The organism is Liberibacter crescens BT-1 (genome assembly GCF_000325745.1).
Taxonomy (GTDB): Bacteria; Pseudomonadota; Alphaproteobacteria; order Rhizobiales; family Rhizobiaceae; genus Liberibacter; species Liberibacter crescens.
The window spans coordinates 721,806-735,321 of sequence record NC_019907.1; the positions used below are offsets into that span (position 1 = coordinate 721,806).

Here is a 13,516-nt window from a genome sequence, read left to right on the forward strand (position 1 = left end):
TAAACGCATTAGAACGGTTGTTCTCTGATTTTCAAAAAGCTAACAACACAAATAATTCATGTGTTCTTTCCCGATTTCATACTGCCTAAAAAACAGTTAGAATCGGGAGGCAATATCTTGAAAGATATTGCTATTTAAAGTATAAAATTCTTTATTAAACAAGTTTAAATAATCCAGTTTAGAACTATGAACACGTCTACTATAAAATTTTACTCTTTATTAGTTCTTCTATATTTTTCAGATATGGTTTTATTACTTAGCAATATCTGGTCTTCATTAAAAGTTACATCATCCCCTGTTTTTCTTGGAGTTACTCTTTCAGTAGGTTCAGCTTTACCTTTTTTATTAAGGAGGTTGAAATTTATGAAAATAAAAAAATTTATAGACATAAGTGAATTATATAAACGAAGAGTGATTATATATTCCATACTTTTTGTCAGTTCAGTTTTAAACTACTCTGACACAAAGTTTGGGTTTATAATAACCTCTTTAAGCATTGGTTATTTATCTCTTATAACTTTAAGTACTCTTGAGTCGAGTAACTCAAAACTTGTTCTAGATAATCATATTTCGTCCTACAGTGCATCAAGAATCATGCAAACATTAGTTCAAATCGGCTCCTTCTTTGGCGCCTTGACGAGTGGATATTTCTTAACAAAGATAAATTACAATCAGTTCATCACCTGTCTTTGCATTTTTGATATTGTTGTTAGCCTTTTTGGCAATCTTTTATACACAGAAAAAAAGGATCATTTTACACAAGATGACAGTGAAGTGATTGAAGAGGAAGACGTAATAATATCAAAAAAACTTAAATATTTAAGCATAGCTATTGGTTTAATTGGCTTACATATCTGTGCTTTTAATACACTAACCCCAGTACTCTTCCAGAATGTAAAAAACTTAAGTGCTAATTATTATGGTACCTGCAGTGGTGTAGCGGGTGTGGGAGCTTTTCTTGCTGCATTCATTAATATCAAGAAATTCAATTTCCTACTTCCGTCGCTTATATTAAGTGTTGCTGATATAATTTTTACGCAGACTAACATACCATTACTAGCAGTGTTAGTTTGCTTTTTTATTGGTTTCTCCATCAATACGATAAGAATTAACATAAGAAAAGAAATTATTGATGAAACAACAACAAAAATTGAAGCGGATAGTGTTTCAAAATATAGCGCAACAATTTATACTTTTTCACAATCAATTGGCCCTTTAGCCTTCGGTTTATTAACAAGTAATATTCTTTTAGGCGTCAATTCCTCTGTGTATTTGTTTCCTGTAGTTGGGTCTAGTATTTTTATCTTTATTTTTTTCATGCAACGAGGAATAAACCAGAAATGTCAAAAGACACAGTCATAATTGTCGATCCTTTTTTAGCAGGTACTTTGATCGCACCTGAATTAGAAAAAAAAGGTATTCAATGTTATGCGGTAATATCATCAGATGATATCCCTGATAGATTTTTAAAATCATATACATCTGAAGGTTTTGTCGATAAAATTCTGTACAGCGCTGAAGAAATAAAAAATCACATTAATTTTGAAAATGTGCTTGCCGTTGTCCCAGGAACAGAAACAGGCGTTTATTGCACTGAAGAGCTATCTGCTTTTTATAATGTAAAGCGCAACAATCATCTCACGACTGATTGGAGACGAAAGAAAAGTGTGATGCAAGAGAAGTTAGTCGAAGCTGGATTAAACAGCATATTGTCAAAGAGGATAAGCCAGGAGAATACAAGCATCGATGATTTAAACAGTAGCACTGGCTATGTTATTAAGCCGGATAACTCATGTCTAACAGATGGTGTCGTATTCGTTGATAGTAAGCAGGATGCAGTGAAGTGGATATCTCAGATAGATTGGAAGAAAAAGAATATTATAGGTGCGCGAAATGACTTTTATCTGGTGCAAGAAAAAATTGATGGTGAAGAGTTTGTTGTAGATTTGGTTGCTGACAAGAAAGGAATAAAAGTATGCACTTTATGCAAGTATAAAAAGGGGCTCCATAACGGAAGTCATTTTGTCTACGAAAGTCTTGAAGTTCTTGATGTAAACGATCCAAACTATATCGCTCTTGTGGAGTATGCCAAAAACGCCTCAATTGTTCTTGGTGTCGAATTTGGTTTAGCTCATTTGGAAATTATGAATACGAAAAAAGGGCCTACTCTGATAGAACTTGGGGCAAGGCTTCATGGTGGAATTGCACCTCTTGTATTTAAAAAATGCTACTCACCTGGACTATTGCAAAGCTTTGTAGATGTCTTAACGCAGGAATTTAATACTGCTCCTTCAACATTAAAGAACAAAGCAAGAATTGTCTTCCTGATCAATGAAAACGAAAACGTTAAAATTCCAGACATTAATACCTTACAAGATAAGATAAAAGCAATTCATGGTGTTGAACATGTAAAATTATTTATAAATAATAATGAAATAATTCCTTTAACGATTGATTTAGGTAATTGCCCAGGCATTGTGTCTTTGATTGCTGATAGAGACGTTGAATTAGATCTTTTAGAGAAAACGGTTCGTGATACTTTTCAATGAAGTGAGCTTTAAATGTACTCTGCCAGTGAAATTAAAAATGGAAACGTTACTTTAAAAAAATGGGAACAAGTGGTTTTTGCAGATTTTGATGCCGTTATTAATAATAAAGACAGACCATTTCCATGCGTATTCGCTGTAAATGGATATAAGAAAGATATGCTCAGATTTTCGTTTTATGAAGAAATCAAAGCAGCCGCACTTCGGGATGATCTTTGTGAGTTCTGCGAAAATTACCAATCATATGGTAAACAAACATCATTTGTGGTCTTTGAGCAGCCATTGCCTATTAAAACCATTAAAGAATATAGAGTAAAGTTCTGGAATATTTTAAATGACTTGAGCAGGTTAGATAATAATTCTTGGCCTGCCAATATACCAGAATGTTTGGATCATCCTGAATGGGAATTTTGTTTTCATGGTGAAGCTATGTTTATAGTTTGTAATACACCAGCTCATGTTAATAGATTGAGCAGGCGTAGCCCAGGTTTTATGCTAACAATACAACCAAGGTGGGTATTTGATGATCTTTTAGATACTGAAATTAAAGCAAATAATGCATTCGCTACGGTGACAAAAAGATTGGAACCATACGATATCGCCTCAAAATCTCCATTTTTAGGAAAATATGGCGACCCTCATAATAGAGAGTGGATGCAATACTTCCTTGATGATGGTGAAGATAAAAAAATATGTTGCCCATTTCGTAAAATGCAAAAGAATAATCCTGATAAAACGAAGATGAAAGAAGATGATAGTTGAGTTTTCTCATATTGATGTTTCTGAAAAACATGTTATTTACGATTTACTTTATAAACTCCTTCCTGAACAAGGCTGCATTGAATTTCAGCGTGATGCTCCCAATAAAGGGCATTTATGGCATCAGCATCAGAATAGTGAGACTTTATTAATTATTGAAGGAGAGTTAGAGTTCTTTTACAAAGACAAAAGTAAAATTTGTAGGCCTGGAGATGTTATCTATCTTCCTTCAATGATAAGGCACCAATCAATAGCTTCAAATCAAGGTTGTGTTTATGCTATAGCAACCCAATTGATTAACATAGGTTGAGTCATAGCATAGCGCATTGTTGAGATTCAGTAGTCGACATTTGAATTATTTTATGGGCTTTATGAAACTATCAAGAATACATTTTTGCCCAGAATGATCAAAATCAATGGTTAAATTTTGATCTTCAATAGCGATGATATTTCCATAACCAAATTTTATATGAAAAACTTTATCTCCAATTGTAAATGCATATTTTTTATGTGAAAGAGGAGTATTATCTTCTTTAAATAGAGGATCTGAACTTTCTTTATAGGAATCAATCCATGTATTTTTAGAATAATGCGCTGTATATTGATAATTGATATCACCATCCAGAAATTCTATTTCATCTGATGGCAGTTCTTTCAGGAATTGTGAAGGTAGGGTAGGTTGCCAAAATCCAGAATGGATACGTCTTCTGGCTGCGAGCCAGATATGGCATTGTTTCCTGGCTCTTGTAATGCCAACATATGCGAGACGACGTTCTTCTTCTAGTCCAAAGAGACCTTCCTCATCAATCGAACGTTGATGAGGAAAGAGTCCTTCTTCCCAACCCGGCAAGAAGACAGTATCAAATTCCAGACCTTTAGCTGAATGCAAGGTCATCATTTGTACAGCATCGGTATTTTCTCTATTTTGACCTAAATTAGCTACAAGCGATACATTTTCAAGAAATTCTCCTATTGAATCGAAGCTTTCCATAGCGCGTAGAAGCTCCTTAAGATTGTCTTGACGACTTTGTGCTTCTGGAGATTTATCATTTTGCCACATCGCCATATAGCCACTTTCTTCAAGAATGATTTCAGCAACTTTTGTATGCGGCATCTCAGTGAGCAATTCACTCCAACGATTGATATTTTCGAGGAGATTGGCTAGAGGAGCCTTACGTTGCTTTGGTAACTCTTCAGTTTCGATCATGTCTTTGGCAGCATTCAACATGGAGAGATTATGTAATTGAGCGTAATGACGCAATTGACTTAAAGTAGTATTGCCAATACCGCGTTTTGGAGTATTGACGATACGTTCAAAAGCCAGATTGTCATTGGCCTGATAGACCAAACGAAAATAGGCTATACTGTCGCGTATTTCCAAGCGGTCGTAAAAACGCTGACTGCCTATAATATTGTAACGGATCTGATGTTTCAAAAAATGTTCTTCGAATTCACGCATTTGAAAAGAAGCACGCACGAGGATTGCCATACGACTCAAGGGATGCTCCTTATAGCGCAGACATTCAATTTCATTTATAATTGCTTGTACTTCTTCTGTTGAGTCTCTGGCAACATGGACTTGAACTTTTTGTTCTTCATCTATTTTTTGTTTTGTAAAAAGGGTTTTATGCAGTCGATTCTCATTATGAGAGATCAGGTGTATTGCCGTTTTTAAAATAGGAGAAGTAGAACGGTAATTTTGTTCAAGATTGATGACTGTTGCATCAGGAAAATCTTTTGCAAAACGGAGAATATTTTCAACTTTTGCGCCACGCCATGCATAGATAGATTGATCATCGTCGCCTACACAGCATATATTGACTTTTTGTCTAGAATTTTCTCCTGTTTTTTGAGTTAATAATCGCAAAAGCATATATTGGGCGACATTTGTATCTTGATACTCGTCAACCATGATATAGCGAAATTTATGATGATACTCTTTAAGAATATCATCATTTTTTCGAAAAATATTGATTGGATTGAGAAGTAATCCGCCAAAATCACAAGCATTGAGTTTCTGTAAACGCTGCTGATAGCACGCATACAATTCGCTTCCTTTATGGTCAGCAAACATTTGCATTTCGGTATTCAGGGTATCTTCCGGATTGAGGCCTTCATTTTTGCATTGATCAATCAGGTTAGCAAATGCCCGAGGATTCCAGCGTTTATCATCAATATTTTTTTCCTGCAGCAACTGCTTGATGAGTCGTAGAATGTCATCGGAATCAAGAATGGTAAAGTTGGATGATAAACCCGCTAATTCTGCATGGCGACGTAAAAATTTAGCCCCAATAAAATGGAAAGTTCCAAGCCAAGGTATGCTATATACTTGATCTCCAATAATGGTTGAAACGCGTTCTTTCATTTCGTGAGCTGCTTTATTGGTAAAGGTCATGGCCAGGATTTGAGAGGGATAAGCTTTTTGTTCACAAATAATACGCGCTATACGTGTTGTTAGTACTTTTGTTTTTCCTGTGCCAGCGCCGGCAAGCACGAGGAGAGGGCCGTCAATTGTTGTGACTGCTTTTGTTTGCTGGGGATTTAATTCTTCTACTATCATAGTATTGCGGGATTTCAAGAAAAAATATGCGGTATTATTTTTAATTTAAACAAGATTTTCTTTAGATAAAACCATCGATCAGAAGTGATCAACAAATAATTTAATAAAAAAATATATAGCAAGAAGACAAAAATAAAAAGAGGACAAAGATAGAGTTTTATTATATATTGTATAATGTAGTTTAAATTTTATTTATAATAATATACTTAACGATAAAATAAAGGGAAATTGGTTGTGATGATAAAGAAATCAGTGGTTTCTGTAATTACAATAAGCATGATTACTGGATGTGCAACTACAACGTCAAATCCTTATACTGGTGAACAACAAACATCAAACGCTTCTGCTGGCGCCCTGTTAGGTGCAGCAGCAGGTGCTATCGGTGGTTTGGCCTTAGGAAATTCTAAATCATCGCGTATTAATGGGGCCTTAATTGGTGCTGGTGTAGGTGCTCTTGTTGGAGGTTCTATTGGTAATTATATGGATAGTCAAGAAGCAGAGCTGCGTGCTCAATTACAAGGGACAGGGGTATCAGTGAGTCGTTATGGTAATAGGATTGTATTAAATATGCCATCTAATATCACTTTTCCAATTGATCGTGCTGATATAAATCCTGCTTTTTTCCCGACATTGAGTTCCGTTGCAATTGTCCTTGCAAAATTTGATCGTACAATGATTGATGTTAATGGTCATACTGATTCTACCGGTTCTCTTGAACATAATCAGTGGCTTTCTCAACAGCGAGCTAATTCAGTAGCTGAATACCTTTCCTCTCGAGGGGTAGAGATGCGCAGGGTTTCTGCTATGGGTTTTGGTCCTAATCAACCAATTGATACGAATGCAACTGCTATAGGTCGTCAGCATAATCGACGTGTAGAAATTAAAATAGCTCCTATTAACAGTTAATCTTTTTAAGTAAATGGAAATAAGGCTTATTGTACTCTTTTCAAGAATTGATATCAATGTTTGACTGAGTATATATTTCTTTAAATAATGGATAAAATTCATTTAAGATTTATGAGTTAAAAGAGGCGATTCTAAAAAATATTTGAATTGATGTAGAATGCTATCTTGCAAATAGAGAAACTAATTTATTTCGATATGGTGCAGCGTATTTAGATAAATTATTTTTAATTTGATTTTTATATTAGTATAATAAACTTTGTTGATTTATAATAAAGAAAGTTTTAATTCTTGATGCTATCTTACTGTTGCTGTGCATGGCAATACTATACTAACGGGTTTAAACGGAGAAAACTGTTTTGCTCGGACGAATACTGATTTTTTTCGGTTTATTGTTAACTATTGTTCTTATTGGAGTATTAGTTGCTCCGATGTTCATAGATGGAACAGATTTTCGATCTAACTTTGAACGGCAGGCCAGCATTATCCTTGGTAAAAGAGTTGTTGTCCATGGGAATGTTAGTGCCCGTATTTTGCCGTTTCCATCAGTAACACTGTATGATGTACGTATCAGTAAAGATAATGGTGAAGATGTTCAGTTAAAAATTGATAAATTTTCAATGGATGCTGAACTTGCTCCTTTTTTATCTGGTGAAATTCGCATATTTGACATGCGGATTGAACAACCACATTTAAAAATCCAGCTTTTAAAGGATGGTGGTTTTGACTGGTTTCAAGAAAACAAAATAAAAATTCCAATGCATAGTATTATTTTGGAAAATGTACATATTAAAGGAGGAGAAGTAGACTTCTTTGATCAACAGTTAGGGCGTCATCATTATATTGTTGATCTTGATGCAGAGATGTCTGCTCATGCTTCTAATACTCATAATCTTTTAAAGAGCTCTTTGGGAGGAGCTTTACGGCTTGAAGGAAGTGGGATTTTTGATGATAATCGTAGTGCTTTTGGTCTATTTGTAGAATTTCCTGAATCAGGAAATATAATACCTCTGAAATTAAAACTTTCTCCTGATTTTTATCCGGTCGTCATTGATATAAATGGACAGCTTTATTTAGATAAACAGCAGCCTGTTTATCGTGGTTCTTTTATGGCTTTAACAGATCCGTTAAAAAATTTAGGAATACAGGAATTAAAAGAAAAACCTCGTATTTCAGGAGATATTGAAATTACGAATCAGCGTATCAAAATACCGCAGTACCAAGCTGAATTAGGAAATATTAAAGAAAATCCTTATGTTGTTAAAGGAAAAGCAACTTTAGAAATGGGTTTTAATCCAGAATTTTTTTTAATTGCGCATGGTCAAAAAATTAATATTAAAAACATTATTCAGGAAAAACATGAAGGAAAAACGAGTAGGAATCCTATTGTTTTTAATAATGACTGGATCAGCATAATTATGGCTATTTCATCTCGTCTTCCTGTTCCTTCGATACAAGGACGGGCAAGTATTGATCTTCCTGCTGTTATTTCTGAAAAGGTATCATTGCAAGATATTCATCTTGATTTATTATTTTCAAAAACAGGATGGCGTATAGACAAAGCTATTGCTACTCTTCCGGGAAATACCAAACTAGAAGCAAAAGGAGATTTTCTTTTTAAAGGACAGCCATTATTTAAAGGTCATATTCTTTTGGCATCTACTCAACCTTCAGGATTTTTATCGTGGATATATCCACAATTTAATTCTCAACGTTATCCAATGATGTCTATAGGATTTTCTTCAGATATTATTATATCACGGGAATCGCAATTATTTGATTCATTAGAAATAGATATTGGTTCATCAACTTTTAAAGGACATGCAGCAAGACAGGTTGTTTCTGGTTATCCATCTATTGTTAGTGCAACTCTGGTTGGTGATCAATTGGATATTGATACTATTCATGCTTTACAAAATATATTTATGCAACCTGAAATAAGTTCTACTCTTTTGAGCAATCATGTTACTGTAGAGTTAAAAACCGATAATGTGTTCATTTCTAATGTTAAAGCAGGAGCTTTAAACATATGGTTTACTCTTGAGAATAATAATGTTCATATTAATCGCTTGTCTCTGGTTAATGTTGCTGGTGCTGAGATGACACTTTCAGGTCAGGCATCACGTATTTCTAATACATGGAACGGAACAGGAGAGTTCACATTTAAGGCGGCAGATCCTTCTCCATTTCTTGCATTAGTGAATGGACTTTTTGGGCCTCATCCATTTTTAAAGAAGCTTTTTAATAATGCTCGTTGGTATAATAATACAGCGTTGCGTGGATCTATAAATCTTAAAGAAACCAACGAACAGAGTATTACAGTGACTATGGCTGGTGTTGGTAATGGCAGCCGTCTTAATGTCGATTATCGTATATCTGATATATATCATCAAAAAGAAATAAAATTTCAAGCAACCATTGAAAATCAAAATACATCTATTCTTCTTGGGCAGGCTGGTGTGGAAACATTACCTATAGATGTTAAGGCTGATACAAATGCACGATTAACTGTTACTGCGAAAGGCGCTCTTAATTCTTTGCTAGAAAGTCAGCTCACTTTCGCAACAGATCATAGTTTTTTTACTGCAAAAGGAATGGTTGGTGTTAATACAGAAAATTTCTTATTGGGTAAAGCAAATCTTTCACTGGAAACAGTTGATTTGGATCCATATCTTCTCATGTATGGAGTAGCTCTTCCGAATATTGGTACGGGTTTACCTATAAAATTGAAAGCCGAAGCAGAAGTTAATTCTAAGAATATAGTTTTATCAAATATAGTTGGCGAAGTAGCAAAAAAAAGCTTTTCAGGTAGCTTAACGATTAACCCATTCGTTAATCATCCTAAAGTTGAAGGTGATTTAACATTTAATACTATAGATCTTGATTGGTTAATATCTGCAGTTTATGGCCCTTTAACAAATTTTTTCTCTGAAAATGGATGGAATGCTACATTTATCAAACCTGTTTTTTCAGGTCTGAATTTAAAATTAAAATTACATGCAGCAATATTTGATACACCTTTAAAGGAATTCATTCATGATGTTAATGCTAATATTCTTTATAATGGCGGGCAACTACAATTAAATGATATTCATGGTCTTTGGAAAGAAGGGCAAATAAAAGGCAACATCTTGCTTGATAATAATGATGGCTTTGGATTTTGGAAAATGAATCTTCAGGCAGACGGTTTAGATCTTTCTACCTTTAAAGGAGTAGATAATGCCAATCAACCTTTATTATCAGGGAAGTTTAATTTAAAGCTTGATTTAGAAAGCACAGGGAAGAATTTGCTTGAAATTGTTAAAGGTATGATAGGAATGGGAGAATTAAACCTTCCTGAAACCTCAATTAATGAGTTAAATTTGAATTTAATTCAATCTTTAATTTCAAAAATTGATGTTATGAAGGAAGATATAAAGGATGAAAATATTCGTTATCTTGTTAGTGAGTTGTTGAAGAATAGTAAAACAAAATTGGTTCCTGTCGTTATGCCGTTTCAAGTTATTTCCGGGAATCTAAAAATCCATAATGTAAACATTGAACAGGATAATGCTAATTTAGCTTTTAATGCAAATATTGATTTTTTGAATTCAAAATACCAGTCTTCACTTGAGATCAGGTTTCAACAAAGTCAATTAAATATGAATTTAGGTTCGCCTACGTTGAAGTTGGAATTTTATGGTCCATTCGGAAAAATACATCGGCGTATTGATGCTGTTGAAATTATAAATTATATATCTATGCGTTCTTATGAACAGAAAAGACGACGTGTTGAACGCTTACAATCACATATTCTAGAAAAAAATCTTTTGCATCGTGAGGCAATATTTTATTCTTTTGATAATAAAACATATCATTAAATATGCTAAATTTATTATTTGCAATGGTATCAATAAAGTATAACAGCTATTATACTTTATTGATACCATACTATTCTCATAGAGAATCTTATAACTTCCTGTATAACTCAGAAATTTGATAATAATTTGCTTATTTTTTTCTAAAAGTATCCAATGATATTACTGAAGCTGGCTTTTTATTCTCTTTATTTTTAATGGGATCATTTTTAAGGAAATCTTTTTAGTTACATTATTTGAAAGAATAGGCGCGTTTTTTTCTTCTTCTGTAGTTATTTCATTAATAGAGACATCAAATTCTAATTCAAAATTAACAGATGGATCATAAAAGCCACGAATAGCATTAAAAGGTACAGTTAACCTTTCTGGTACATCAGAAAAAGATAAGCTTATTTCAAAATGGCTTTCCAAAACCTTGAGATCCCAAAATTGATTTTGAATGACTATAGTCATCTGTTCGGGATAGATTTTTTTTAGATTTTGAGAAATACGTACTCCATGAGCATTTGTTAAAAAAGTTATAAAGAAGTAATGATCTCCTGGAAGACGACCAGTTGCAGCAACTTCAGAAATAACAGTTTTTATGACACCACGGAGGGCATCTTTTGCCAGAATGTCATAACGAATGTGATCCTGACTCATTATTTACTCTTTCTACTTTAATACAGAAATACTTAATTATTTTGATAACTCTGAAAAGATACTATTAATTTTTTTATATAGAAAATCATTATAAAAGATTATTAGATAACTTCACAATATGATTTATTCTCTGTTATACGTTAAAACTTTTAAAGTGAAGGCTTCTGTTGCCAGGCGCCTTCGGGCCCCGCCTAATGGTGCAACCCATCAGGACTTGAGTTGAAGTGTCACACCGCAATTAAGCAGCGAGACGTGCTTCAGCATAGTTGTCGTTTGCAACTAGATTTTAGCCCGATAACGGTGGTACAATACCGAGCAAACTTTCAATCTTTACGCCCTTGTCGATCCTGTTTCGCCCCCATTATATTGATTTAATATTAAACAATTTTAAAAGGTTATGGTGGAGGCGCCGGGTACTGCCCCCGAGTCCAATTGGTTTATTATATTGAATATTTATTGCTATAGTCATAAGATATAATTTCTTTTGACAGCATAAATTATAAACTTTTTTTATGGAGTTGAAAAGAAAATAATGATGTATTGACGTTCATTTAAAAAGGCTTTTACTTAATATTGTTGTTTTCTTTACAGTCTGCGAATATATCAAGTTTTCTATTTTTTATAGAAGTATTAACATTCATCATTGATAAAACAGAATGAAAGAGATTGTCATGAGAATGTTCTTTATGCAGCTTAGTTCTTTTAATACATTCTTGATCAATAGAAGCAGTTTTTGAAAAATCAGGAGACATCCATATAACAAAAGGGATATGTGTTTGCATTCTAGGAGCAAACATATAGGGCGTTCCATGAAGGAAAAGCCCACCTTCACCAAGTGATTCACCATGATCAGACATATAAAAAATTGCTCCACTCATTTTTTGTGAGCGTAATACAAGTTCATCAATAAGTTTGCTTAGAAAATAATCAGTATAAAGAATTGTGTTATCATAGGCATTTCTGACTGCTTCCATAGAACAGTTATTAAAATCTTTTTCTCTGCATTCCGGCTGAAAATGACGAAAATTATCTGGATAACGTCTGTAATAAGCAGGTCCATGACTACCAAGCTGATGAAGGAAAAGAACGCTGTCTGTCTTTACGTTGTCAAGCCATTCTCCAATTTTATCGAGCATAATTCCATCTTGGCATTCACCTTCATTGCAGAAACGAGGAGATTTGCTATTTAAAAAAAAGAACGTTCTTTATACGTTTAGCAACATCTTTACTGCCTGTGTTATTATCCCACCACTCAACGTAAATACCCGCATGGTGAAGAACATCAGGAAGAGTTTCTGTTGTACGTCCTTTCTTGAAGCTGTACTCTGATTTTGGATATATAGAAAACATACATGGAATAGATACTTCTGTCACGGTTCCACAGCTATTAGTGTTATCAAAATATAGCACATTACGTTTTGAAAGCTCTGGATTTGTTTCCTTTTTATACCCGCCAAGAGAAAAATTATTTGCCCGTGCTGTTTCTCCTGCAACAACAATAAGAACACGAGGATTATGATTTATCAATGGTACACCATCAACTTTTGCATCGGTCCCTATTGGCATTACAACGATATTATTTATATTTTTATAAGAAAATTTATATTTGATTGCGCTTATAATGGCTGTAAAAGGATTAATTGTATGCATAGCATACCGGTACGCACGGATTGTAGGGATAAGTTGTTTTGAAAACGAAAAAGTTGTAACAACAGAGACTACAAGAAGAAAGATTATAATTGCAGCATTATATGCTACTTTTGGCCACCAATTACGGTGACGCACTCGTAAAAAGAAAAATAAAATTGATGGAATAATACCTGTTACAAACACATATATCAAGAAAGGAACGGTAACTAGAGCTTTTACTTCTGCATGTGTTGACTCTAAAACATTACGGATCATATCTTCGTCAATAATGACACCAAATTTATCAGTAAACCAGGAAGTTACACTTCCAATCAAAATCAGCAATATGAATATTGGCTTTATAATATATTTGACTGAAAGCATTGTAGTAAAGGCCGTAAAAAGGCAAAACAATATAATTGCTAAAATGGCTGTTAACAAAATACTATGATGGAAATTTTCATACATTTTGGAAAAGAACGTTCTGTTCATAATTCCTAGAATATAAAGAGAAACAAGCATTGAGAGGGTAATACTTCCTATCTCAGCTCGATAATAAAGAAATTTATTGTTAAAGTTCATGTTTTTACCCAGAAATGGACAGTAGTTTTAACAAAAAC

Annotated in this window: 10 protein-coding genes and 1 other RNA gene; 6 read left to right on the forward strand and 5 right to left on the reverse strand. The window is 33.8% G+C overall.

Annotated features, from left to right (window positions below):
• Window positions 1-363 precede the first annotated feature (363 nt).
• Genes B488_RS03175 through B488_RS03190 form a run of 4 tightly spaced genes read left to right on the forward strand, consistent with a single transcriptional unit; the run spans window position 364 to window position 3,615 of the window.
• On the forward strand, window positions 364-1,362 hold the full coding sequence (locus B488_RS03175; RefSeq protein WP_244422712.1) for an MFS transporter: 999 nt from the start codon (window positions 364-366) through the stop codon (window positions 1,360-1,362).
• Entirely contained in the window at window positions 1,341-2,549 is a 1,209-nt protein-coding gene (locus B488_RS03180; protein ID WP_015273073.1) for an ATP-grasp domain-containing protein, read from the forward strand. The genes B488_RS03175 and B488_RS03180 overlap by 22 nt, the downstream gene beginning before the upstream one ends.
• 12 nt (window positions 2,550-2,561) lie before the next feature.
• Window positions 2,562-3,308 (forward strand): YqcI/YcgG family protein, encoded by a 747-nt coding sequence (locus B488_RS03185; RefSeq protein ID WP_015273074.1) that lies wholly within the window; start codon window positions 2,562-2,564, stop codon window positions 3,306-3,308.
• Window positions 3,298-3,615, forward strand: coding sequence for a cupin domain-containing protein (locus tag B488_RS03190; RefSeq protein WP_015273075.1), 318 nt, complete (start codon window positions 3,298-3,300; stop codon window positions 3,613-3,615). The genes B488_RS03185 and B488_RS03190 overlap by 11 nt, the downstream gene beginning before the upstream one ends.
• Window positions 3,616-3,660: 45 nt before the next feature.
• Here the strand turns inward: B488_RS03190 and B488_RS03195 are convergent, their stop codons facing one another.
• Entirely contained in the window at window positions 3,661-5,865 is a 2,205-nt protein-coding gene (locus tag B488_RS03195) for an ATP-dependent helicase (protein WP_015273076.1), read from the reverse strand.
• Between the two features lie 237 nt (window positions 5,866-6,102).
• On the opposite strand from B488_RS03195, the gene B488_RS03200 reads away from it, so the two are divergent.
• Window positions 6,103-6,771, forward strand: coding sequence for a YiaD family glycine zipper/OmpA-like lipoprotein (locus tag B488_RS03200; protein ID WP_015273077.1), 669 nt, complete (start codon window positions 6,103-6,105; stop codon window positions 6,769-6,771).
• Between the two features lie 356 nt (window positions 6,772-7,127).
• A complete protein-coding gene (locus B488_RS03205) occupies window positions 7,128-10,628 on the forward strand; it encodes an AsmA family protein (protein ID WP_051012112.1) in 3,501 nt (1,166 codons plus the stop codon).
• Between the two features lie 159 nt (window positions 10,629-10,787).
• Here B488_RS03205 and B488_RS03210 read toward each other — a convergent pair whose 3' ends face one another.
• The 4 genes from B488_RS03210 to B488_RS07415 form a co-directional block, all read right to left on the reverse strand.
• Window positions 10,788-11,267, reverse strand: coding sequence for an SspB family protein (locus tag B488_RS03210; RefSeq protein WP_015273079.1), 480 nt, complete (start codon window positions 11,265-11,267; stop codon window positions 10,788-10,790).
• 153 nt (window positions 11,268-11,420) lie between these two features.
• Window positions 11,421-11,796: a transfer-messenger RNA gene (ssrA, locus tag B488_RS07010) on the reverse strand.
• Window positions 11,797-11,830: 34 nt separating this feature from the next.
• A complete protein-coding gene (locus B488_RS07410; protein ID WP_280109466.1) occupies window positions 11,831-12,403 on the reverse strand; it encodes a phosphoethanolamine transferase in 573 nt (190 codons plus the stop codon).
• A gap of 46 nt (window positions 12,404-12,449) precedes the next feature.
• A complete protein-coding gene (locus B488_RS07415; RefSeq protein ID WP_280109467.1) occupies window positions 12,450-13,478 on the reverse strand; it encodes a phosphoethanolamine transferase in 1,029 nt (342 codons plus the stop codon).
• Window positions 13,479-13,516: the final 38 nt, after the last annotated feature.

Coding starts and splice junctions, on each gene's coding strand:
- B488_RS03175 (WP_244422712.1), top strand. CDS start 364: ATGAAAATAAAAAAATTTATAGACATAAGTGAATTATATAAACGAAGA.
- B488_RS03185 (WP_015273074.1), top strand. CDS start 2,562: ATGTACTCTGCCAGTGAAATTAAAAATGGAAACGTTACTTTAAAAAAA.
- B488_RS03200 (WP_015273077.1), top strand. CDS start 6,103: ATGATAAAGAAATCAGTGGTTTCTGTAATTACAATAAGCATGATTACT.
- B488_RS07415 (WP_280109467.1), bottom strand. CDS start 13,478: ATGAACTTTAACAATAAATTTCTTTATTATCGAGCTGAGATAGGAAGT.
- B488_RS03195 (WP_015273076.1), bottom strand. CDS start 5,865: ATGATAGTAGAAGAATTAAATCCCCAGCAAACAAAAGCAGTCACAACA.
- B488_RS03210 (WP_015273079.1), bottom strand. CDS start 11,267: ATGAGTCAGGATCACATTCGTTATGACATTCTGGCAAAAGATGCCCTC.
- B488_RS07410 (WP_280109466.1), bottom strand. CDS start 12,403: ATGCTCGATAAAATTGGAGAATGGCTTGACAACGTAAAGACAGACAGC.
- B488_RS03180 (WP_015273073.1), top strand. CDS start 1,341: ATGTCAAAAGACACAGTCATAATTGTCGATCCTTTTTTAGCAGGTACT.
- B488_RS03190 (WP_015273075.1), top strand. CDS start 3,298: ATGATAGTTGAGTTTTCTCATATTGATGTTTCTGAAAAACATGTTATT.